Consider the following 21,225-nt stretch of genomic DNA (forward strand, 5'->3'; position numbering starts at 1 on the left):
CTAACCTATCCGCCTCGCGGGATGCCCCTTCGGGAGGGTCCCCACAATCTCCGCCGCTGCAGTGAGGAGCTTGTCGACAGAACTCGCCTCGCCGACGGACACCCGGATGCCCTCGGGCGGGAAGGCCCGGACGACCACGCCGGCCCGCTCGAAGACGGCCGCGGCCGCCTCCGTCTCCTCGCGGGTGTCGAACCAGAGGAAGTTCGCCTCGGACTTCGGGATGGTCCAGCCCTGGTCGAGCAGCGCCTGCCAGAGGTGGTCGCGCAGCTGGGCGATGCGGCCCACGCGCTCGAGCAGCTCCTCGCGGTGCTCGAGCGAGGCGACCGCCGCGGTCTCCGCGAAGCGGGTGACCGAGAGGGGGATGGCGGTCGAGCGGGCGGCGTCGAGGATCCGCGGGTGTCCGATCGCGTAGCCGACGCGCAGGCCCGCGAGCCCGTAGGCCTTCGAGAAGGTGCGGGCGACGACGAGGTTGGGGTGGCGGCCGAGGAGGGTCGCGCCGTCGACCGCGCGCTCGTCGCCGACGAACTCGGCGTAGGCCTCGTCGAGCAGGACGAGCACGTCGGCCGGCACCTGCTCGAGGAAGGCGGCGACGTCGTCCGCGGTGGCGACGGTCCCGGTGGGGTTGTTCGGGCTGCAGACGATCACCAGGCGGGTGCGCTCCGTGATCGCCTGCGCCATCGCGTCGAGGTCGTGCGTGTCGTCCGCGCGCAGGGGGATGCGCACGCCGGTGGCGCCGGCGGTGGTGATGAGGGAGGGGTACGCCTCGAAGGAGCGCCAGGCGTGCACGACCTCGTCACCGGGCCCCGCGGCGGCCGAGATCAGCTGGGCGATGACGGCGACGGACCCCGCTCCGACGATCACCTCGTCGATCCCGACGCCGTAGCTCTCGGCGAGCGCCGTCCGCAGCGCCGTGGCCGCGGCGTCCGGGTAGCGGTTGAAGTCGGTGATCGCCTGCACCCGCTCGAGCACCGAGGGCAGCGGATCGAACGGGTTCTCGTTGGAGGAGAGCTTGAACGCATCGGCGGAGGCCGCGCGGCCCTGGCGGTAGGCCGGCAGAGCGAGGATCTCGGGGCGGAGGCGGACGGGTGGCTCCTGCTGGTCGGTCACCCGGCCCATGGTATTCCGGCGGCGGCCGGACCCGCCGCGGCAGGCACCCGCGACCGCACCCGGTGCGGCCACCGGTGCGCCAGAGTGGAGGCATGCGCAGACTCCTGCTCGGCCTCGTCACCAACGCCGTCGCCCTCTGGCTGACCACGCTCGTCGTCGCGGGCGTCCGCGTCGATCCGTACGAGGAGGGGCCGACCGCGGCGGTGCTCACGTACCTCCTCGTCGCCGTGATCTTCGGCGTCGTGAACGCCGTGGTCGGCGGGGTCGTCCGCGTGGTGGCCTTCCCGCTGTACGTGCTCACGCTCGGTCTCGTCTCCTTCCTGGTGAACGGCCTGCTCCTGCTGCTGACGGCCTGGATCAGCGGCCTCTTCGGCTTCGGCCTGGTCGTGGACGGCTTCTGGTGGGGCGTCCTCGGCGCCCTGGTGCTCGCGATCGTCAACTGGTTCATCGGGCTGCTGCTGCGGCCCTTCGCTCGCGATCGCCGCCGGGACTGACCGGCACGGTCGTCAGCCGGGCGGCGACGCGCGCGTCCGGCGCTCCTCGCCAGAGCGGGAAGAGCGCTGCCCCCGCCGCCGCGAGCCGGGGATCGGCCGCCGCATCGAGGGCGCGCCCGGTGGCGACGTAGGCGTCGAGGGCGTGCGCGGGGACGGGGCTGTCCCGCGGTGTGCCCGCCGGGGAGTCGCGCTGGACCACGACGACCCCCGGCTCCTCCGCCGCCGTCCTGCCGAATCCGCCGAGCGCCGGCACCAGGTCGTCGGAGTGCTCGATCGAGAGCGAACGGGTCCCGTCCGGCAGGTCGAGCCCGCGCACCGGACTGCCGAAGGTGACCACGTCGTGCACGTCGTAGCGCCCGGTCTGCGCCACCCGGAGCGCGACCATGCCGCCCTGCGAGTGAGCCGCCATCGTCACGGGCGCGCCGGGCGGCACCCCCGCCGCCGCCATCGCCGCGAGCACGCCGTCGACCGAGGCCGCCCGCCGCCCGCCCATCACCTGCAGGTTGGAGACGGCCCCGAACGCCTGCTCCGGGTCGGTGCTCCAGTCGGTGGTGCCGGTGACGGTGACCAGCCACTCCTCGCCGTAGCGCTCGACCACCACCTGCGGGCCGTCGGGATCGCTCGGCGGGATCCGCGCCGCGAGCTCGCCCCAGCCCGTCGGCGCAGCGACCGGGCCGGCCGGCGGCGCCACCCTCTCCAGCCGGAGCTCCCGCTCCCTCGGCGCCGGCAGCACACCGAACAGCGTCCCGAGCACGACGAGCGCCCCCGCCGCCGACTGCACCCCGCTGCCGATCACCTGCTCGGACGTCGGCCGCCCCACCGCCTCGGCGAGCGGCGGCGGGAGCAGCAGCACCCCGATCTCGGTGCCGAGGCCGATCCAGGAGATCAGCCCGCGCAGCCCCTCGATCACCAGCGGGTCGCCCAGCAGCGCGCGGACCAGGTCCTCCCCCTCCTCCGCCAGGTCCGCCCCGGCGCCCTCGTCCCCCGCGAGGGCCCGCACCGCCGCCGAGACCGATCCGAACGCGGCGTCCGCGACCGCCCGGACCAGCACCGCCGCGTCCTCGACCGCGCCGGGGAGCCGCCGCGCGAGAGACTCGCCCGCCCTGCGGGTGAGGACGTCGACGGCCCCGTCCGGGCCGAGAACCGCGGAGGCCTCCGGCGCCGCGGCCTCCTCCGCCCGCTCGTATCCCGCCGCCGCCTCCTCGAGCGCGTCGCGGAGCGCCACCGCGTCGGCCTCGAGGGCGCGGAGCCGGTCGGCCAGCACCGTCGGCTCGCCCGCCCGTCCCGGCGCCGCGACCAGCACCGCCGGGACGAGCCCGTCTCCGAGCGCCGCGCACTCCCCCAGCTCCGCCGCGAGCCGCTCGAGCACCCGGCGCCGCTCGTCGAGCTCCTCCGTCTCGACCCGCACCGGCGTGGACGCCCTCATCCGCCCACCCCCGCCGCGAGTCCCTGCGCGGCTCCCTCCGCCGTCGCGAGCCCGGCGAGCAGCGCGGCCGCGTGGTCGGCGTAGCGCCGCGCCGCCGGCCCCTCCCAGCCGGCGTCGGGGAGGAGGCCGGCCGCCTCCCCGCGCAGCACCCCGATGCGCTCGGCGAGCGCCGCCGCCTCCGCACCCGGCCACGGCGCGGAAGCACCCGCCACGCCCGCCGCACCCACCTCGACGCCCATCCGCCACCTCCTTCCTCTCGTCGCCCGCGGCCAGCCTCGGGCACAGCGGACGCCGCCGGTCCGGCCGCCGCCCGATCGGTGGAGAGGCCGGGAATCGACCCTCTGTGGAGGACCCCCGGTGCGCCATGATGGGCGGGTGACCCCCCGCTCCCCCGCGCCGTCGGCGTTCGCCGTGTGCTTCGTCTGCACCGGCAACATCTGCCGATCGCCGATGGCGGAGGTGGTGCTGCGCTCCCTCGCCGAGCAGGCCGGCCTCGGCTCGGTCATCGAGATCACGTCGGCGGGCACCGGCGAGTGGCACCTCGGCGAGCACGCCGATCACCGCGCCCTCGACGCCCTCGAGCGCCGCGGACTCGACGGCGCTCCGCACCGCGCCCGGCTCTTCGACCCGGCGCTCTTCGAGGAGTTCGACCTCGTCGTCGCCCTCGACCACGGCCACGAGCGGGCGCTGCGCTCCTGGGCCCGCACCGAGGTCGACCGGCAGAAGATCCGGCGCCTGCTCGCCTTCGAGCCGGGCCTCTCCCCGCAGGGCGACGTCCCCGACCCCTACTATTCCGATGCGGCGGCGTTCGACTCGGTGCTCGCGCTCATCGAGCGCGCGTGCCGGGCGCTCTTCGCCCAGATCGAACCGGGACTGCGCGGCAACCGCACGGTCCGCACCGACCCGCGCTCGAGCCTCCAGAGTGCGCGGGACCCCCGAGAACCGGAAGGCACCACCGCATGACCTCGCTCCCTCCCCAGCCGCTCAGCCCGCTCGACGGCCGCTACAGCGCCGCCGTCTCCGCCCTCGGCGAGCACCTGTCGGAGGCCGGGCTGAACCGCGCCCGCGTGCACGTGGAGGTGGAGTGGCTGCTCGCCCTCACCGATCGCCGTCTCTTCGGCTCCGAGCCGGTCGAGGCCGCGGCCGCCGAGGAGCTGCGCCGCCGCGCCCGCGACTTCGGGCAGCCCGAGATCGACCGGCTGGCCGAGCTCGAGGCCGTCACCCGCCACGACGTGAAGGCCGTGGAGTACCTCGTCCGCCAGTGGCTGGCCGAGCTGGGCCTGGACCGCATCGCCGAGCTCACCCACTTCGCGGCGACCAGCGAGGACATCAACAACCTCTCCTACGCGCTCGTCGTCCGCCGCGCGGTCGAGGACGTCTGGCTGCCGAAGCTGCGCTCCGTCGTCGCCTCCCTGCGCGAGCTCGCCGTCCGCTACCGCGACGAGTCGATGCTCAGCCGCACCCACGGCCAGCCCGCGACGCCGACCACCATGGGCAAGGAGTTCGCCGTCTACGCCTTCCGCCTCGAGCGGGTCGTCGTGCAGCTCGAGGCGACCGAGTACCTCGGCAAGTTCAGCGGTGCGACCGGCACCTTCGCCGCGCACCTCGCCGCCGACCCCGACACCGACTGGGCCGCCCTCGCGGCGGAGTTCGTCGGCTCCCTCGGTCTCGTCTTCAACCCGCTGACCACCCAGATCGAGTCGCACGACTGGCAGGCCGAGCTGTACGGGAAGGCCGCGCACGCGAACCGCATCCTGCACAACATCTGCACCGATGTCTGGACCTACATCTCGCTCGGCTACTTCCGCCAGATCCCGCAGGCCGGCGCGACCGGCTCGTCGACCATGCCGCACAAGATCAACCCGATCCGGTTCGAGAACGCGGAGGCCAACCTCGAGCTCTCGAGCGCGCTGCTCGACTCGCTCGCGCAGACCCTGGTCACCTCGCGGCTGCAGCGGGACCTCACCGACTCCACGACCCAGCGCAACATCGGCGTCGCCTTCGGCCACTCCCTGCTCGCGCTCGACAACATCGCGCGCGGCCTGCTCGAGATCGACCTCGACCCGCGCGCCCTCGCCGCCGACCTCGACACCAACTGGGAGGTGCTCGCCGAGGCGATCCAGACCGTCATCCGCGCGGAAGTGGTCGCCGGCCGCTCCTCGATCGCCGACCCCTACGCGATGCTGAAGGACCTGACCCGCGGCAAGCGCCTCGGCGCCGAGGACCTCGCTGGGTTCGTCGACGGCCTCGACATCGGCGACGCGGCGAAGGCACGACTGCTCGCGCTGACCCCCGCCGGCTACACCGGGCTGGCCTCGGAGCTGGTCGACCGGCTGAGCTGAGCCGCAGGGGGACCGACCGCGGATGTCGGGGGTCGTGCCTACGGTCGGAGGATGTCCTCCGCCCCGGGCCGCGCCCCGGCCCCCGCCCCGGTCTGCGCTCTCGACGGCTGCCGCTCGGCCGCCGAGCCGGGCGCACCCGTCGCGCTCTGCAGCGCGCACCTCGGGCTCGCGCACGACTGGGTGGCGCGCGAGGACGGCGTCGTCGACGCCCTCGCCTCGCCGTGCCTCGTCTGCGGCTCGCGGCTGGGCGTCCGGTACCCGTCGGGTCGGCTCTGCGCCGCGTGCGAGTGGCGGGTCGGCGACGCGCCCGACGGCGAGCTGCCGCCCCCGCGGGTCGACGTCGTCTACTACATCCGCTTCGCCGGGCGGATCAAGATCGGCACCAGCGGCAACCCCCGGCAGCGCCTGCACCGGCTGCGGCACGAGGAGCTGCTGGCCTTCGAGCGCGGGGGGCGGCCGCTCGAGCAGCACCGCCACGCGCAGTTCGCCGCCGAGCGGCTGGAGCGGACGGAGTGGTTCGCCCGCAGTCCCGCCCTCGATCGGCACATCGAGACGGTGCGCGCGGGCGAGCCCGACCCGTGGGCCCTGCACCGGCGCTGGTGCAGTGAGGCACTCGCCCTGCGGACGTCGTGACGCGGTGATCGCGGGAGAGCGGACTCAGCGCGCCCAGGCGTCGACGAGCAGCGGCCCGCGGATCTCGCGCAGCTGATCGAGCAGCCGGTCGACGAGTCCCGCCGAGACGCCCGACGCGCTGACGTCGTACGGGCCGAGCGGAGGAAGACGACCGGACCGCACGCGCACCACCTCCCAGCCGACCGCCCGGAGGGCGCGGTCCTTCCGCCGGTCCGCCTCCTCGCGGTGTCCCACGTGCTCGAGCCCGTGCCGCCCGGTGGAGTCGTACTCGATCGCCACCCGCAGCTCGCTCAGCAGGATGTCCGGCCACGCCTCCAGGTGCTCGAAGAACGGCCTGCTGAGCCGCACGGCGGTGAAGCCCGGCTCGAACTCGAGCCGCTCGGCGAGCAGAGCCCGGAGGCGCGCCTCGACCGCCGACGCGGGCGGCGGCGCGCAGGCGCTGACGAAGGGCTCTCCCGGCGGCAGCGGCGGGGTCTTCGCGCAGATCCGAGGCGTGCGCGCCTTCGACGGGGTGCGGGCGGGACGGGGCGGGCGCTCAGGAGCGGGCGCGGGCAGCGGGGCCGACGCGCGGTCGACCACCGTCTCGATCGCGGGCCTCGGTGTCCGGGGCTTCGCGAGCGCCGCGCAGTCCGGGCACCAGGACGAGCGCCGCCGCTCCCGCCCCGGCCGGTGCCGCTGCTCCTCGGGCGTCGCGACGAAGACGTGCCCGGCATCGCACAGCCAGCACAGGTACACGTCGGCCGCCGGCGGGATCTGGCTGAGGACGATCCCCCCGTTGTACTCGGGCCGGTACTGCAGCACGAGCACCGGGAACGACGCCCACGCCTCCCGGTACGTCCCCACCGGATACGGGACGTCGACCCCTCGCGAGAACCGCCGCCGCTCCCACCACCGCCCGATCGCCTCCGCCACCCCCGCACGCTAACCCGGACCACCGACGTCGCCGGCCTGTCCGCCGATCGAGGAGCCCGCGGATCAGGCGGATCGAGATCCGCCGGCGAGAAGAAGCGTCTGCACGCCCACCCTCCTGACGACGGCGGGTCTCGATACGCCCCTGCGGGGCTACTCGACCAGCGAGGAGGAGAGACGACCGTGCTCGACCAGCGGGCAGGGGCGGACGAGTGGACGCGGGCCGGGCTCTGCTTCGGACACGAGGCCCGTTGTTCGCCCGCTCGCGCAGTCATGCCGATCGAGGAGCACGCGGAGCGGGCGCATCGAGGTCCGCCGGTGTCGGACGCCTCTGCGGGGCTAGTCGACCGGCGAGGCGCGTCGCCGCCGGGCGAGCAGGGCGGCGCCGAGACCGAGGACGAGGGCGGCGAGGCCGCCGCCGAGCCACGGGCCGGGATCGCCGCCGGTGTCGGCCAGGCTCGTGCTCACCGTCGGGACGACCGGCTTCGGCGAGACCACTGTCGTCTCCCCCGGCGCGCCGCACTCCCCCCGGTGCAGGACCGTCCCGTCCGCCGCGGTGAGCGTCTCGACCCAGTAGTAGCTGCCGGGCTCGGTGAAGCGGGTCTCCGCGGACCAGTACGAGACGTTCTCGTTCAGACCGGCGGTCGTGGCGACCGGACCGGCCGAGCCGTCGTAGGCACGGTTCGCCACCGTGCACACGGCCTGGTCGCCGCTCTTCCTGAACGCCTCGAACGTGATCACCGCGCCGGCCGGGACGTGGCCGTCCACGACCGCCTCGTCCCTCACCGGGTCGCCCACCAGCACTGCCGCGGTGGCCTTCGTGTGCACGTCCGGCCTGTGCACCGTCGTCGTCTCGCCGGGCGCTCCGCACTCGCCCTGGGCGAGCATCCTGCCGTCGTAGGAGTGCAGCTCCTCCACCCAGTGGACGGCGCCGGGGGCGGTGAAGACGATCGCGGGCGAGGTGTACGTGCCGGCCTTCTCGACGAGGACCGGACGGTCGGCGGTGTCGGCCACCAGGGTCGACGCATCGCAGACCGGCTGCTCGACAGCGGTGGAGGAGCCGGTGCCGGGAGCGGCACGGTAGGCCTTCCACGTGAGGAAGGCGCCCTTCGGAGTGACTCCGGTGACGATCGCGTCGTCGGTCGCACCCTCGTGGACCGCGCTGTCGGTCTGCGCTCTCGACGACACGTCGGGCACGGTCACCGTCGTGGTCTCCCCCGGCACTCCGCACTCCCCGCGGTGCAGGACCTTCCCGCCCTTCGCGCGCAGCGTCTCGACCCAGTGGTAGACGCCGGGCTCGGTGAAGCGGACCTCGCTCGACCAGTAGGACGTCTTCCGGTTGCTGCCCGCGGCGACCGGGACGGGGCTCGCCGAGCCGTCGTGCACGCGGGACTCGACGGTGCACGAGGCCCTGTCCCCCGTCAGCCGGTACGCCTCGAAGGTGATCACGGCGCCCTCCGGCACCTCGCCGTCGACGACCGCCTCGTCCCTCGCGGTGTCCGACAGCGGCACGGAGGGCGTCGCCCTCGTGCGGACCTCCGGCGTCGTCACCCGCACCACCTCGCCCCTCGTGTTCCATCCGTCCGCCCAGCCCCTGGTGAAGAGCGTCTCGGCTGCGGACCACACCCAGACGATGTGACCGGCGGAGCCCGCCGGCGCGGTCGCCGCGTCGGAGGTGTAGGTTCCGGGTCCGGTCGCGACGATGCTCGTGGTCGTCAGCACCGTCGCGTCCTCCGGTCTGGTCGCCGGGACCTCCCCCGTGCCGGGCACCCAGTAGGCGGTGCCGGTGAAGGTGACGGGGACGCTCCTGCCGTCCTTCTTCAGCCACGCCCCGGTGTCCTGCACCGTGAGGGTGTCCGTGGAGGTCGCGGTGACCGGGATCTCCTCGTCCGCGACCTGTGTCGCGGCGGAGACGATCGTCGGCGAGAGGTGCGTCTCCGCGACCAGGCCGAACCCGTCCGACCAGGCGTAGCCGTCGGGCAGGAACGGCTTCACGCGGTCCGGCTGCGACGCCTCCTCGACCCGCCAGACCCACGTGTAGAACCCGGCCGAGGGGACGGTGACGCCCGGCGACGTGTGCGTCCCCGGACCGGTCGCGGTCAGCTCGACGCTCCCGGCGACGGGCGCACCCGCCGGCGCGGTTCCGGACGGCGCGGGCTGCTCGTCGTACGGGCCGTGGAGCGTGCCCCGGTAGACCACCGGGACCGGCGCGCCGTCGAGCGTGCGCCACTCCCCCGACCCCGGCGCGACTCGCGCCGTCACCGTGTCGGTCGCCTGCGTCCCGGCCTCCACGCGCCGCGTCGAGACCTGCGTCGACCCGATCGGCGAGAACGCGGTCGGGATCGGCGCGGACGCCGCCGTCGCGGCGGCGATCGTGAACGAGCCGTCGATCCTCTGCCCCTTCGACGCCGTCCACTGCTCCGCCGTCGCGCCCGGCGCCCAGGTCGTGATGTTCCCGACGTAGCCGGAGGCGCCCGGCACCCGGATCTCGTCCGAGCGCGCCTCGACGGCGAAGGTCGAACCGGCGCTCGGGACGACGCGGAACGTCCGCGACTCCCCGCCCGTCATCGTCGACTCGCCCGCCCCGGTGTCCTCGAACACCGCGTTCGTCAGATGCACCGTCCCCGCCTGGCCCGGCGGGTCGGTCAGGGCCGTGACCCTGCCGGTAGCGGCGCTCGAGTCCATGTCGAGGCTCAGCGACGCCGACCCGGCCGTCCGCCCCGGCTTCACGGCCGTCACGCCGGCGGCCTCCGCCCGGTACTGCTGCAGCAGCCCGAGCACGGCGTCCCGATTCCCGCCGGCGCGAGCGCTGTAGTAGACGTCACCGGGCATCCCGTTGCCGTTGTAGGCCGCGTTGTCGGCCACGTCCCACACGTACAGGGCGACCGCCGCCGCGGTGTTCGCGTCCTCCGTGTTCCCGTGGACGTCCATGACGTAGCTCAGGCGCGCGAGCTGATCCGGCGACAGGGAGTTCCAGTCGCCGTTCAACGACGGCCCCGACGTCGGGCTGTACGGGATCGACGCCCTGATCTGCAGGCAGTAGGCCAGGGTCCCGTCCGGGTGCCGATAGGCGCCGAGGAAGCCCTTCCCCACGTCGAATCCCGCGCCGTGCGTGGCCGCGGACGCCGACAGGGGTGCGAGGAACGACGAGGTCAGCGCCAGCGACGTTCCCGCTCCCCCGACCAGCCCCGCAGCCAGCAGGCCGGCAGCCAGCCGTCGCCCGAGCGTCATCCGGCCCCGGTGGGCCGCACCAGGTGCCACCACCGGCCGCGTCCGGGCACCGGGCGCACCCTCGCCGCCTCGGGAGGGCTCCCCAGCCCGTCGCACTCGATTCATGCCGTTCTCTCCTCTGCGTCCGTCGAGGCCCACGCCTCACGCGTCCGCCGGATGCGGTCGCGTGCCGACCTGCGGGAGGCCTGCCGACGGACACCAAGGTAACCATCCGATGGGATCATGACACCGGTGGCGCGAATCATCGCCACCCAGGGCGGTATGGTAATACGCGCCTGCGGCCTCCTGCCGCGGACCCGTGCGGGAGGATGAGGGCATGCCAGCGTCTGCGCCGTCCACGAGGAGCCGAGCGACCCCGGAGGAGGCCGACATCGCCGTCCGGGTGGTCGGCAGCGAGATCAACAGGGGGATCCTGCGATCGCTCTCCAGGGCGGCGCGTCCCGAGCAGGGCCTGCTCTTCGGCGAGCTCGTGGCGGCCATCGGTCCGGAGCTGCCGACGGGCCGCGCCACGACGACCAGCCTCTACCGGCACCTCATCGAGCTGGAGGACGCCGGAGTGGTCCTCGGCAACCTCCCGCGGGAGCAGCGCCGCGGCCGCTCGGTCCAGTACCGCATCGTGGCGTCCCGCCTCGAGGAGATCTACGCCCGCAGCCTGGCGTACGCACTCGGCGAGACCGACGGCGACGACGCCACCCGGTAGATCGGCCTGGTGACGAGGCGAGCGTGCTGCCGCACCGCTGACGACGGCGGGTCTCGATACGCCCCTGCGGGGCTGCTCGACCAGCACGGATCTCCTGAGCCGGTGGCATTCCTGGAGGGAGCGGACGGCGAAGCCGGATCGCGGCAGCAGTGCTCCACCGCAGGTGCGAGCGCACCGCGGAATCGCGTGCCGAGCGATTCCGCGCAGCGAACCCAGGACGCTCTGCGAAACCCGACCCGCTCAGGAAGCCGACCGCGGGGAGGAGCGACGCAGTCGCACCGACCCCAGAAGCACAGCCCGAGCGATTCCGCCAGCGGGCTCGGGACGCTCCGCGGAACCCGGCCCCCTCAGGAAGCCGACCGCGGGGAGGAGCGACGCAGTCGCTCCGACCTAATGAGCACCGTCCTGCTCGTCGAGGTCGGCGATCTCGGCCTCGTCGGGCTTGAAGGTCAGCGAGAACATCGCGATGGCGACGAGCACGACGATGAACGCGACGCCGAAGCCGATGAGGGCGACGACGAACTCGCGGGTCGACATCAGGACGACGAGGCCGACGAAGGCGGCCATCACGGCGGAGAGGCCGATCAGCTCGAGCGGGCGCAGGCGGTCCTTGCGGGTGGGGCGGAAGGTGCGCGGCGCGAAGTCGTCGTCGGAGGGCGACGGCTCGGAGGAGGCGGGGTCGGGGGCGGTCATCGGTCTCCTCCGGTGGTGGGGGTGGAGGGTGCGGCGGCATCGGCGCCGGCGGCCCACTTGAGCGAGAACGCGGCGATCGCGAGGAACACGGCGAGCATCACGGCGTAGGCGCCGAGGAGCCCGACCGAGACGACGGGGTGCGGCGGCAGCAGGGCGAAGACCGCTCCGAGGAGGGCCGTGCCGAGGCCGACGATCACGGCGTCGCGGGCGGCGAGGCCGGTGCCGCGCCGGCCGCTGGAGAACTCGAGCGAGCCGGAGACGAGCGCCCAGCCGGCGACCAGCGCGATGAACGGCAGCAGCGCAGCGACCGGCAGCGCGACGAGCGCGAGCACCCCGGCGGCGAGGGTGACCCCGGCGGAGGCGAGGGCGAGGGTGCGGCCGCGTCCGGCGAGGGTGCGCAGGCCGATCGCGAGCGCGACGGCTCCGCTCAGGATCGCGAATCCGGCGAAGACGGCGAAGCCGAAGGCCGGTCCGTGGTCGGGCGAGAAGGTGATCACCACCCCGGCGACGGCCGCGACGGCGGCGCGGGCGAGGTGCAGGGTCCACAGCCGGCTGGCGGTGTCGGCTTCGGCCACGGTCGAGCCTCTCTGGTGGTGCGGGCGGGTCGGGGTCGCGCGAGGGCGGGGACCGAGCGGCGTCGCCGGGTCCGTCGGTGCGGTGTCCCGCACGATCCGGAGGACGCGCCGGCCCGGTGACAGGCGGCCGCCTCCGCGGACCCTGCGATTTTACGCTCCCCCGGGCGCTCCCGGCGCCGGAGGGCCCTCCCGGCACCGGGATGCTCGGCCACCGTGCAGGTGAGCACCCCCGTTCCGAGCACGCCGCTCGGGACCACAGCGTGTTTCCGCGGGGTAAACACCGCGGATCCGAGCCGCACGGACTCGTGGCGCACAGGAGGCGCTCGCTATCGTGGGTCACACCCGCGCGCCTCACCCCCGGGCGCGATCACCACACCCCCCCAGGCTCAGGACGTCCACCCCCGGCGTCCCACCCGCCGCACATCCCTGGAGTTGATGCCTTGAACGGACTGGATCTCGCGATCCTCGCGCAGCGAGCACGCGATCTGGCCTTCAGCAAGCTGGTCGCCGGCGGTTTCCACCGCTTCGGCAAGGGTTCCCGGATCTGCCTGCCCTTCCGGATCGGACCCGGCCAGGGCAAGCGGATCTCGATCGGCGAGAACGTGCTGATCAGCGCGAACTGCATGCTGATGGTCCCGACCGACGACGCGCCCACGCCTGCCCTGATCATCGGCGACCGCGTGCGGATGAACATGACCGCGATCAGCGCCGTGCAGAGCGTGGTCATCGAGGAGGGCGTCGGCATCGCCCGCGGCGTCTACATCTCGGACCACTCGCACGGCTTCAAGGACCCGACGCGGTTCATCCGCGATCAGGGCGTCGACCGGATCGCCCCGGTCCGCATCGGCCGCGGCGCCTGGCTCGGCGAGAACGCCGTGATCATGCCCGGCGTGACGGTGGGCCGCGGCGCCGTGATCGGCGCGAACGCCGTCGTCCGCGAGGACGTCCCCGACTACTCCGTCGCCGTCGGCGTGCCCGCGCGCGTCATCCGGACCTTCGCGTGAGGAACGCCGTGCCCGAACCGACAGCGCCCGGATCCACCGCGCCCGAGCCGACCGCGGACGGCCTCGTCCGCGACGTCGTCTTCACCTTCTCCTACGAGACGTACACCGACGCGGCCCGCCGCGGCATGATGCGCCCGCCGGACCGCATCCTGCACTCGCTGATGGAGAGCCCGCAGGTCGGGCGCCTCATCGTGGCGAACCCGTACCGCTTCCTGCCGACCACGCTCGTGCGCGGGGCCCTGGGCCGCGAGGTCGAGTTCCCGTCGACGCCGCAGCGCGTCCTGCACACCCCGCTGCGCCTGCGCCGCTCCGACCCGACCGACATCGCCGGCCTGGAGAAGGAGTACCGCGCCTACGACCGCGGGATCGCGAAGCTGGCCGACGAGATGGAGCTCGTGCGCCCCGTCGTCGTCACGACCAGCCCCGTGGTCGCCGGCTTCTCGCCGTTCGAGTGGGCCGAGCACGTGATGTTCTTCGCCCGCGACGACTGGACGACGTCGACCCGCTGGAAGGGCCACTGGCCCGCGTTCCAGGAGGCCTACCGCCGCGTCGCGACCAGCGGCCGCTCCGTCACCGCCGTCTCGCAGGAGATCATCGACCGCATCGCGCCGACCGGTCCGCACGCCGTCGTCCCGAACGGCGTCAGCCCGGAGGAGTGGACCGGCCCCGTGCCCGACGCCCCCGAGTGGCTCAGCCGCATCCCCGGCCCGCGCGCCCTGCACGTCGGCACCCTCGACGACCGGCTGGACGTCGAGGGGATCGTCGCGGTCGCGACAGCGCACCCCGAGCTGCAGATCGTGCTGATGGGCCCGCAGCCCGACCCCGGCTACCTGGCTCCGCTCGCCCCGTTCGCGAACGTGCACCTGCACCACTCCGTCGGCCGCCGCGAGCTGGTGGCGACGATGCGCAACGTCGAGCTCTGCCTCCTCGCGCACCGCCGCACCCCGCTGACCGAGGCGATGAGCCCGCTGAAGCTCTACGAGTACGTGGCGAGCGGCTGCCCGGTGATCTCCGTCGATCTGCCGCCGATCCACGGCATCAGCGACCGGATCCGCATCGTGCCGACCATGGCGGAGTTCGCCGCGGTCGTCGACGACGCGCTCGCCGACGGCCCGGCCACCGAGGACGAGCGCCTCGGCTGGATCCACGCGAACTCCTGGGCCGCCCGGCACGAGACGGTCCTCGACATCCTGCTCGACCGCAACGGCGGCCGCGCCCGCTCGGGCGGCTCCGCCCCGTCGGCGCTCCACGCGGGCTAGGTCAATCCACCCAGGGGTCCGACTCCGAAGTAGCCAGGGAACGGGTGCCTCACTATCGTGGGGGTGGCACCGCGGCCCGTTCCGCTGTGCCCTCGTCCTCGGACGGCGAGCACACGCCCAGGCGCAGGAGCGGATCCCGCCGTGCCGGCCCCGCGTCGCACCCGACGTCACGATCCTCACCCGCCCGAGAACCACCCGACCGACCAGGACGACGATGCAGCGCAGGCTCCCCGCCCCACCCCGCGCGCGTCCCCCTGAGCGTCGACCCGCCGATGCCCAGGACGCCCCCACGTCCTGACGCACTCCGGGGAGAGCGCGGTCACGACGCCGCCCGATCTCCCCCCACGGGGCCGCTCCTGCAGAGAGCGGGGCTCGCGCCCGGCTCCACGCCGCCCCCGCACCACCCACCCCCACCACACCCAGCCCTGCACTACCGCCTCAGTCAGCTTCCGCCGGAGGACGAGCCCGAAAGCTCCCCCGGACGCAAGAAGGGTCGCCATGTCACAGTTCCTGTTCGTCTGCTCCGGTGGAGGGCATCTGAAGCAGCTGTTCACGCTGTCCTCCCGCTTCGGGATCGATCCCGCCGACCAGCACTGGGTCACCTTCGACAACGGCCTCAGCCGCTCCCTCCTCGAGGGCCGGAAGGTCACCTACAGCCGCTTCGCCGCCCCGCGCGACGCCCGGCCGATCGCCGAGAACGCGCTGATCGCGCACCGCATCCTGGCCAAGGGCGACTACTCCGCCGTCTTCAGCACCGGCTCGAGCCCGGCCGTGTCGTTCATGCCCGAGGCGTCGCTGCGCGGCATCGAGTGCCACTACGTCGAGAGCGCCGCGCGCGCCGACGGCCCCTCGATCACCGGCAAGATCATGTCGCGCCTGCCCGGCGTCAACACCTACACGCAGTACCCGGTCTGGGCCGACGAGCGCTGGCTCTTCGGCGGCTCGATCTTCGACGCCTACACGACCGGCCCCGATGAGCCCGTCTCCGCGATCCGTCGCGCGGTGATCTCCGTCGGCACCCAGGACCTCTACCCCTTCGACCGGCTGATCGCCGCGTCGGTGCCGCTGCTGAAGGACGCCGAGGTGCTCTGGCAGACCGGTCTCGCCGACGTCTCGCCCTACGGCATCGAGGGCCGCGCGAGCGTGCCGCACCACGAGCTCCAGGAGGCCGTGAAGGAGGCGGACGTCGTCATCGCCCACGCGGGCACCGGCGCCGCCATCACGGCCATTGAGAACGGCAAGGTCCCGATCCTGGTCCCGCGCCTCGTCGCGCGCGGCGAGCACATCGACGACCACCAGATCCAGATCGCCCGCGAGCTCGACCAGCGCGGCCTCGCGATCGCCGCCGCTCCGGAGGAGCTGACCGAGGAGCTGCTGCTGCGCGCCGCGAGCCGCACCGCCGCGCTGGCCCCGACCGTGCCGCCGTTCCGATTCAGCCCGTCCCGTGCGCGCTCGCGGCGCCGCGCGTCCGCCACGGTGCCGTCCTGGCGCCCCGAGCGCGGCGACACCCGCTTCGAGGCCGTCTGACGCGGGGGCCACTGGGCCCTCCCCGCGCGGGATCGCCTCCGGCACGCCGAACCACCTCCGGCTCGCCGAATCCCCGGGATTCCGCGAGCCGGAGCTGCTTCCACGTGCCGAACCGGGCCGGAGCGAGCCGCGGGCGGCGCGCAGCGCCCTCCGCACACGCAGAAGGGCGGAGGAGCCGCAGCTCCCCCGCCCTCGCGGTCGTCCCGCAGGCGCCCTCAGGCGGCCCGCTCAGCGCCTCAGGAGGCGTTGGCGAGCAGCGCCGTCCAGGCGATGTCCGCGAGCCTCGCCTGGCCCGCCAGCGACGGGTGGAAGTGGTCGACGTCGGAGATGTCGTCGGAGGTCACGTCGAAGTCGTGCAGGGCGCCCTGGTCGTAGACGCAGTTCGCGGTCGCACCGCAGACGTCGGCGAGGACGTCGTTGTAGGCGTCGATCGTCGTCGAGACGTTGTCGCGGCGGGCCTGCGCCTCCGCGTCGTCCGAGGTGGGCTCGTAGAGCAGCGAGTTGCAGTTGGAGCTGCCGGCCCAGCGCGAGACCGCCTCGGCGTCGCCGCGCTCGGTCTCGAAGAAGTCGAGCAGGTTCGGCACGGAGGAGACGAAGACCGTCGCCTCCGGAGCGCCGGTGGAGAGCGTCGTCAGCGCGGTCCTGACGTTGGCGCGGAAGGCGTCCGGCGTGGTGATGTCGGCGCTGTTCTTGCGGCAGACGTCGTTCGCGCCGATCAGGATCGTGACGAGATCCGGGGCCGCGGCGACCGCCTTCTCGGCCTGGCGCGGCAGCTCGGCCGAGGTCGCGCCCTTGGAGGCGACGTTCTCGATCTCGGGCACGGCGCCGACCGACTCGCCGGCGCGGCGGGCGACCGAGTCGACCGTCTCGTCCTCGCCCGTCGTCCAGGACGCGCTGGGGCAGGGCTTGTTCTGCCCGCAGGCGGCGACGCCGACCGAGATCGAGTCGCCCATCGCGGCGATCGAGCCGGCCGCGAAGGGCAGCTCGCCGGAGGCGGCGGGCTCGGTGGTCTCGGCCGGAGCCGGCGCGGAGGTGCAGCCGGCCAGCAGCGCGGCGGCGACGGCCACGACGGCCAGGACGCCGGCGCGACGGGATCGGCTCGCGCGGTTCATGCAGTGCCTCCATCGGCCGGGGTGGTCTGGGCAGCAGGCGCGGCAGGGGTCGCCGGGCCCTTGGGCTTGGGCTTCCGGACCTGCTTCACGAACGCGAGGATCTGGTTCATGTCGCGGCGGTAGGCCGGGATCGCCATCGCGAGCGCCAGCGGCACCAGCGAGGCGAGTCCGCCGACGAGCAGGTGGAGGATCGCGGGCAGGTCGGTGTACGCGCCGACGGCCCAGGCCGCGCCGAACATGAACGGCACGACGAGCGCCGGACGCAGGACGGGCACGATCACGTCGGAGCCGCGCACGAAGGTGCCGCGGATCGCCAGCCAGAATCCGGGGACGAGCAGCGCCAGGGTGGTGAGGCCGTAGAGCAACGCGAGGCCCTCGACGCCGTTCCACCACAGGCCCACGAAGAACGAGCCGATGACGAGCGGGCGGGTGACCACGTAGTACACCAGTTGGCGGTGCACGCGGCCGAGCGAGATGTAGATCCAGCCCTGCACGTTGCCGATGCCCTGCGCGATGCCCGCGATGGACAGCAGCGACAGGATCGTGGCCGACGACGACCACTGCGATCCCAGGAGGAGCTCGACCAGCGGCCCGGCGAGTGCCGCGAGGACGCCGAAGGTGGGCAGCGTGAGGTACCCGATGACGAGCAGCGCGCCGCGGACGTAGCGGCGGTAGCGCTCGCCGTCGTCCTGGAGCGAGGACAGCACCGGCAGCGCGACGCGGCCGAGCGGGCCGTTGAGCTGCTGCAGCGGCAGGAGGAAGAGCGAGTAGGCGCGGGTGTACTGACCCAGCACGCCTGTGCCGAGCTGCGCGCCGATCAGCACGTTGTCGACGTTGCGGGCGAAGTAGTTGAGCAGCTGGACGCCGAAGATGCTGCCGCCGGTGGTGACCAGCGGGATGACCTCGCGCGAGATCTGCGGCCGGCCGAAGGTGGGCCGGGCCGCGACCCAGAGCGCGATGAACCGGTAGATCAGCGCGCCGCCCTGCAGCACGACGAGCGACCAGACGCCCCAACCGAGGAACGCGGCGACGATCGAGCCGATCACGCCGACGAGCATCGAGACGACGTCGATCTGCGCCATCAGGCCGAACTTCATCTCCTTCTGCACGCGCGCCTGGAGCGGCATGCAGAGGCTGTTGATGAAGAGGGTCGGCGCGACGGCGAGCGTCAGGACGACCAGCGCCTGCTCGTTGTAGATGCCGGCGATGAGCCAGGCGGAGGCGCCGATCACGATCGTGCCGACCACACCCAGCGCGACCGACAGCCAGAGCACGGACCGCCACACGGTCTCGCTCATCTTCTTGGCCTGGATGATCGCGCCGGTCAGACCGAAGTCGCGGACCAGGTCCGCGACACCGACGATGGCCGTGACGGCCGCGAGCAGACCGAAGTCGCTCGGCGAGAGCAGGCGGGCCAGCACGATCGTCGAGATCAGCTGGATCGCGGTCTTGCCCCACAGGCCGCCCAGGGTCTGGATGACTCCGCGGCTCGCCTTGTGCCCGAGGTCGGACTTGGGCGAGGCGGGCGGCAGGTTCGGCCCGTCCCCCACGGTCGGCGACTGCGCGATCGCGTCGGTCGCCAGCGTCTCGGTGGTGTGCGCGGTGTCGTCGATCGCCGCCTCGATCTGGGCGTCGCTCGCCGTGGTGCCGTGGCGGGCGGAGGAGCCGCCCGCGGGGGTCGACCCCGTCACGCGCGCGTCGTCTCGTCGCGGTTCCATTCGGGTACGCCTCCTCGAGCGATGATCGACCGCGCCTCGAGGCGGGGTCGCAGATAGCCGTAGCAGTAGATCGGGAAGGCCGGCCACAGGGCGGGCCGGCGCAGGACGCGCTTCAGCAGCGCGACCGGGCCGCCGCCGCCGGAACCGGCCTGCTCGGGCACGAGCCCGGAGGCCGCCAGCTGGGCGTTGCCGATCGCGATGCGGACGGTGCGCTTGATCTGGTTGCGCATCCGGCGCGGAGCCTTCACGGAGAAGGACCGGCCGGGGAGCGTCAGCCGCTCCTCGGGGGTGAAGAGCTGCTGGACGAAGCGGTCGTCCGCGATGATCTCGGGGAACGCGCCGAAGCGGCTGCGCCCCTCGGCCGAGAGGCCGTAGATCCCGGAGCCGACCAGCCCGGGGGCCCTGTAGTCGGACAGCTCCCAGATCGAGTAGTGCGCCCGGACGGGCCAGGACGCCCCGCCGGTGTCGACGCGGAACTCCGGCGCGGCCGCGAGCGGGCCGCCGGGGCGGGCCAGCTCGTCGCCGAGCGCCAGGAGCGTCTCGGCCGAGACCGACACGTCGGCGTCCACGTAGATCCTGGGGAGGACCGTGGCGAGCTCGTCCGCCGCGTTGAGGCCGGCGATCTTCGAGGCCCGGGGCGTCTCCGCCACCAGGATCCGGGGATCGACGGCCCGGGCGACAGCCGCGGTGTCGTCGGTGCAGCCGTTCGCGCCGACCACGATCTCGAGCCGGCCCTCCGGGTCCCCGTCCACGAGGGCGCGGAGGAGCCGGGCGATCACCGCCCCCTCGTCGTGCGCGGGGATGACGACGCTGACGCGTGCGCTCACGACTCGATCGGGGCCGGCTTGCGGACGACGTGAGCGCCGACGTGCGAGCCGAGGGCGGGCTGACCCACCGGGATGTGGGGGCCCCCGCGGGTGAAGGCGGAGACGTGCCCCGCCTCCTCCGGCGACAGGCGCCGGCGGGTCGACTTCCGCGGTGCCTCCGTGATCACCCAGGCCCCGACGGCCAGGAGGATCCAGAAGAGCATGAAGGACTGGAAGAAACCGAAGGCGTCGTAGAAGTACGCGGCGATCGTGTAGCCGAGCAGCAGGACCGCGACGGCGAACGCGAGGCTCGCGTACTGCGGCGTGGTGGTGGTCTTGAACGAGTAGCGCAGCAGCATCACGATCGGGACGAGGAACAGCACGGCCAGGCCGATGACGCCCACGGCGCCGCCGTCGAGCAGCGTGCCCAGCCACTGGTTGTCGAGGATGAACGCGTTCTTGTCCTCGCCCACCACGATGCGGCTGCCGACTCCCGTTCCGAAGAAGGGGTGCTCGCGCACGATCGCCATGGCCGGCTCGAGGTCGGCCAGGCGCCCGGCGCCCGCCATGCCCGCGGAGGTGTACTGCGAGGCGATGAGCGCGTCCGGGTCGAGGAAGGACCCGATCATGTCCGTGAGGATCTTCGGGATGAAGACGAAGCCGAGGCCGAGCACCGGCACCATGCCCAGGAGCAGGTAGCCGCCGACCTTCGGGCGCAGGATGACCGTGAGCAGGAACATCACGCCGAGGGTCACGATCGCCGTGCGCGAGACCGCGGTGACGACGCCGAGGAGCAGGGCGAGGATGGTGCCGTAGTAGATGATCCGGCGGTTGATCTCGTTGAAGGGCCAGCGGGCGTACTTCGAGAGGTAGACGGCGATCGGGATCATCATGGTGAACATGACGGCCAGCGCGATCGGGTGCTGCGACGAGCCGAACGAGCGGTAGCCGCCGGCGCGGTAGGCCTCCTGCTCGGCGCCGAGGCGCTCGAGCGGAAGGAACTTGTCGAGCATGGTGAAGACGTTCTGCTGCGTCGCGCGCTCGATGACCGCGAAGAAGGCGACGACGACGGCCGACCAGACCAGGAAGGTCAGGAAGGCCTCGACGAGCTTCTCGTTGCGCATCACGAGCCGGGCGACGAAGTAGACCGAGAGCATCAGCAGGTCGTTGACGATCGCGCCGACGACGCCGCTGCCGAGGCCGCCCTCGGAGATGAACTGCACGTTCGCGGCGATCGAGAGCAGGCTCGAGGCGACCCAGATGCCCAGCGGCCAGCCGAACGCGGCCGGGCGCCAGACGAAGGTCGGATCGATCATCAGCGCGACGATCGCCGCGACGACCATCATCACGATGACGAGCCGGTACGGCTCCAGCGCGAAGCCCAGCGGGATCGGCAGCGCGTAGTAGCGCACCGGGATGAACATGATCACGCCGAGCAGGACGATGAACGCCCCGGTCCAGTTGAAGACGAGCTTGCGCGTCAGGTACAGGAACGAGATCCCGAAGAGGATCGCCCCCGCGTACAGCGGGTTGAGGTAGTAGACCGCTGCCACGGCCACGGCCGCCAGCAGGACGGTCGACAGGACCGCGCGGACCGTGAAGGTCCGGCGGACGAGGATCTCACCCGCGTACGGGTCGTCGTTCCCGGGGACCCCGAGCGGGGTCCCCTTCAGCGTCTGCGTGCTCATC

The 21,225-nt window shown here is 73.4% G+C and carries 19 protein-coding genes; 8 read left to right on the forward strand and 11 right to left on the reverse strand.

Annotated elements, in window-relative coordinates; translation table 11 throughout:
* Positions 1 to 1,107, reverse strand: a complete 1,107-nt coding sequence (gene hisC / locus HRK28_RS07105) for a histidinol-phosphate transaminase (protein ID WP_367948352.1) — start codon at positions 1,105 to 1,107, stop codon at positions 1 to 3.
* Positions 1,108 to 1,199: 92 nt separating this feature from the next.
* Between hisC and HRK28_RS07110 the strand changes: the two genes are divergently transcribed.
* Positions 1,200 to 1,601: a phage holin family protein gene (locus HRK28_RS07110; protein ID WP_160087007.1), complete on the forward strand. Its 402-nt coding sequence runs from the start codon at positions 1,200 to 1,202 to the stop codon at positions 1,599 to 1,601.
* On the opposite strand, the gene HRK28_RS07115 is transcribed toward HRK28_RS07110, so the two are convergent.
* Together HRK28_RS07115 and HRK28_RS07120 are read right to left on the reverse strand one after the other, a co-directional pair.
* Positions 1,552 to 3,027: a hypothetical protein gene (locus tag HRK28_RS07115; protein ID WP_173250822.1), complete on the reverse strand. Its 1,476-nt coding sequence runs from the start codon at positions 3,025 to 3,027 to the stop codon at positions 1,552 to 1,554. The genes HRK28_RS07110 and HRK28_RS07115 overlap by 50 nt on opposite strands.
* On the reverse strand, positions 3,024 to 3,266 hold the full coding sequence (locus HRK28_RS07120) for a hypothetical protein (RefSeq protein ID WP_173249926.1): 243 nt from the start codon (positions 3,264 to 3,266) through the stop codon (positions 3,024 to 3,026). Before HRK28_RS07120 ends, HRK28_RS07115 begins: the two co-directional genes overlap by 4 nt.
* Positions 3,267 to 3,402: 136 nt before the next feature.
* Here HRK28_RS07120 and HRK28_RS20040 point away from each other — a divergent pair, with 136 nt between their 5' ends.
* Genes HRK28_RS20040 through HRK28_RS07135 form a run of 3 tightly spaced genes read left to right on the forward strand, consistent with a single transcriptional unit; the run spans position 3,403 to position 6,002 of the window.
* On the forward strand, positions 3,403 to 3,990 hold the full coding sequence (locus HRK28_RS20040) for a low molecular weight protein-tyrosine-phosphatase (protein WP_244231757.1): 588 nt from the start codon (positions 3,403 to 3,405) through the stop codon (positions 3,988 to 3,990).
* Positions 3,987 to 5,369 carry an adenylosuccinate lyase gene (gene purB, locus HRK28_RS07130; RefSeq protein ID WP_173250824.1) on the forward strand — a complete coding sequence of 461 codons (1,383 nt, stop codon included), beginning with the start codon at positions 3,987 to 3,989 and terminating at the stop codon, positions 5,367 to 5,369. Before HRK28_RS20040 ends, purB begins: the two co-directional genes overlap by 4 nt.
* Positions 5,370 to 5,420: 51 nt before the next feature.
* On the forward strand, positions 5,421 to 6,002 hold the full coding sequence (locus HRK28_RS07135) for a GIY-YIG nuclease family protein (RefSeq protein WP_160086997.1): 582 nt from the start codon (positions 5,421 to 5,423) through the stop codon (positions 6,000 to 6,002).
* A 24-nt stretch (positions 6,003 to 6,026) separates the two neighbouring features.
* On the opposite strand, the gene HRK28_RS07140 is transcribed toward HRK28_RS07135, so the two are convergent.
* Together HRK28_RS07140 and HRK28_RS07145 are read right to left on the reverse strand one after the other, a co-directional pair.
* Positions 6,027 to 6,914 carry a hypothetical protein gene (locus tag HRK28_RS07140; RefSeq protein WP_367948353.1) on the reverse strand — a complete coding sequence of 296 codons (888 nt, stop codon included), beginning with the start codon at positions 6,912 to 6,914 and terminating at the stop codon, positions 6,027 to 6,029.
* A gap of 336 nt (positions 6,915 to 7,250) precedes the next feature.
* The gene (locus HRK28_RS07145; RefSeq protein WP_173250825.1) at positions 7,251 to 10,142 is read right to left on the reverse strand and encodes a hypothetical protein; all 2,892 of its coding nucleotides are present in this window, start codon (positions 10,140 to 10,142) and stop codon (positions 7,251 to 7,253) included.
* Positions 10,143 to 10,458: 316 nt separating this feature from the next.
* Here HRK28_RS07145 and HRK28_RS07150 point away from each other — a divergent pair, with 316 nt between their 5' ends.
* Positions 10,459 to 10,842 (forward strand): hypothetical protein, encoded by a 384-nt coding sequence (locus tag HRK28_RS07150; RefSeq protein ID WP_173250826.1) that lies wholly within the window; start codon positions 10,459 to 10,461, stop codon positions 10,840 to 10,842.
* A gap of 390 nt (positions 10,843 to 11,232) precedes the next feature.
* Here HRK28_RS07150 and HRK28_RS07155 read toward each other — a convergent pair whose 3' ends face one another.
* Together HRK28_RS07155 and HRK28_RS07160 are read right to left on the reverse strand one after the other, a co-directional pair.
* A complete protein-coding gene (locus HRK28_RS07155) occupies positions 11,233 to 11,535 on the reverse strand; it encodes a hypothetical protein (RefSeq protein ID WP_244231755.1) in 303 nt (100 codons plus the stop codon).
* Positions 11,532 to 12,110, reverse strand: coding sequence for a hypothetical protein (locus tag HRK28_RS07160; RefSeq protein WP_160086991.1), 579 nt, complete (start codon positions 12,108 to 12,110; stop codon positions 11,532 to 11,534). Before HRK28_RS07160 ends, HRK28_RS07155 begins: the two co-directional genes overlap by 4 nt.
* 440 nt (positions 12,111 to 12,550) lie before the next feature.
* Here HRK28_RS07160 and HRK28_RS20485 point away from each other — a divergent pair, with 440 nt between their 5' ends.
* The 3 genes from HRK28_RS20485 to HRK28_RS07175 all read left to right on the forward strand — a co-directional run bounded on the left by HRK28_RS20485 (position 12,551) and on the right by HRK28_RS07175 (position 15,900).
* Positions 12,551 to 13,114 carry a DapH/DapD/GlmU-related protein gene (locus HRK28_RS20485; protein WP_123734729.1) on the forward strand — a complete coding sequence of 188 codons (564 nt, stop codon included), beginning with the start codon at positions 12,551 to 12,553 and terminating at the stop codon, positions 13,112 to 13,114.
* Between the two features lie 8 nt (positions 13,115 to 13,122).
* Positions 13,123 to 14,373, forward strand: a complete 1,251-nt coding sequence (locus tag HRK28_RS07170; protein WP_173250827.1) for a hypothetical protein — start codon at positions 13,123 to 13,125, stop codon at positions 14,371 to 14,373.
* 498 nt (positions 14,374 to 14,871) lie between these two features.
* Positions 14,872 to 15,900: a glycosyltransferase gene (locus HRK28_RS07175; RefSeq protein ID WP_160086987.1), complete on the forward strand. Its 1,029-nt coding sequence runs from the start codon at positions 14,872 to 14,874 to the stop codon at positions 15,898 to 15,900.
* A 236-nt stretch (positions 15,901 to 16,136) separates the two neighbouring features.
* Here the strand turns inward: HRK28_RS07175 and HRK28_RS07180 are convergent, their stop codons facing one another.
* From HRK28_RS07180 to HRK28_RS07195, 4 genes are read right to left on the reverse strand one after another with little or no spacing between them, the layout of a single operon-like run.
* Complete coding sequence (locus HRK28_RS07180; RefSeq protein ID WP_173250828.1) at positions 16,137 to 17,012, reverse strand: GDSL-type esterase/lipase family protein; 876 nt, start codon at positions 17,010 to 17,012, stop codon at positions 16,137 to 16,139.
* Complete coding sequence (locus HRK28_RS07185; RefSeq protein ID WP_217274411.1) at positions 17,009 to 18,730, reverse strand: lipopolysaccharide biosynthesis protein; 1,722 nt, start codon at positions 18,728 to 18,730, stop codon at positions 17,009 to 17,011. Before HRK28_RS07185 ends, HRK28_RS07180 begins: the two co-directional genes overlap by 4 nt.
* Entirely contained in the window at positions 18,700 to 19,557 is an 858-nt protein-coding gene (locus tag HRK28_RS07190) for a glycosyltransferase family 2 protein (RefSeq protein ID WP_160086981.1), read from the reverse strand. The genes HRK28_RS07185 and HRK28_RS07190 overlap by 31 nt, the downstream gene beginning before the upstream one ends.
* Positions 19,554 to 21,224 carry an O-antigen ligase gene (locus tag HRK28_RS07195; RefSeq protein WP_173250830.1) on the reverse strand — a complete coding sequence of 557 codons (1,671 nt, stop codon included), beginning with the start codon at positions 21,222 to 21,224 and terminating at the stop codon, positions 19,554 to 19,556. The genes HRK28_RS07190 and HRK28_RS07195 overlap by 4 nt, the downstream gene beginning before the upstream one ends.
* Position 21,225 lies beyond the last annotated feature (1 nt).

It is taken from the genome of Rathayibacter sp. VKM Ac-2835, from assembly GCF_013266705.1.
Lineage (GTDB): Bacteria > Actinomycetota > Actinomycetes > Actinomycetales > Microbacteriaceae > Rathayibacter.

What these genes read in the sequence shown, in the direction of transcription:
- HRK28_RS07110 (WP_160087007.1), top strand. Translation starts at nt 1,200, where the DNA reads ATGCGCAGACTCCTGCTCGGCCTCGTCACCAACGCCGTCGCCCTCTGG.
- HRK28_RS07115 (WP_173250822.1), bottom strand. Translation starts at nt 3,027, where the DNA reads ATGAGGGCGTCCACGCCGGTGCGGGTCGAGACGGAGGAGCTCGACGAG.
- HRK28_RS07120 (WP_173249926.1), bottom strand. Translation starts at nt 3,266, where the DNA reads ATGGGCGTCGAGGTGGGTGCGGCGGGCGTGGCGGGTGCTTCCGCGCCG.
- purB (WP_173250824.1), top strand. Translation starts at nt 3,987, where the DNA reads ATGACCTCGCTCCCTCCCCAGCCGCTCAGCCCGCTCGACGGCCGCTAC.
- HRK28_RS07135 (WP_160086997.1), top strand. Translation starts at nt 5,421, where the DNA reads ATGTCCTCCGCCCCGGGCCGCGCCCCGGCCCCCGCCCCGGTCTGCGCT.
- HRK28_RS07145 (WP_173250825.1), bottom strand. Translation starts at nt 10,142, where the DNA reads ATGACGCTCGGGCGACGGCTGGCTGCCGGCCTGCTGGCTGCGGGGCTG.
- HRK28_RS07150 (WP_173250826.1), top strand. Translation starts at nt 10,459, where the DNA reads ATGCCAGCGTCTGCGCCGTCCACGAGGAGCCGAGCGACCCCGGAGGAG.
- HRK28_RS07155 (WP_244231755.1), bottom strand. Translation starts at nt 11,535, where the DNA reads ATGACCGCCCCCGACCCCGCCTCCTCCGAGCCGTCGCCCTCCGACGAC.
- HRK28_RS07175 (WP_160086987.1), top strand. Translation starts at nt 14,872, where the DNA reads ATGTCACAGTTCCTGTTCGTCTGCTCCGGTGGAGGGCATCTGAAGCAG.
- HRK28_RS07180 (WP_173250828.1), bottom strand. Translation starts at nt 17,012, where the DNA reads ATGAACCGCGCGAGCCGATCCCGTCGCGCCGGCGTCCTGGCCGTCGTG.
- HRK28_RS07185 (WP_217274411.1), bottom strand. Translation starts at nt 18,730, where the DNA reads ATGGAACCGCGACGAGACGACGCGCGCGTGACGGGGTCGACCCCCGCG.
- HRK28_RS07195 (WP_173250830.1), bottom strand. Translation starts at nt 21,224, where the DNA reads ATGAGCACGCAGACGCTGAAGGGGACCCCGCTCGGGGTCCCCGGGAAC.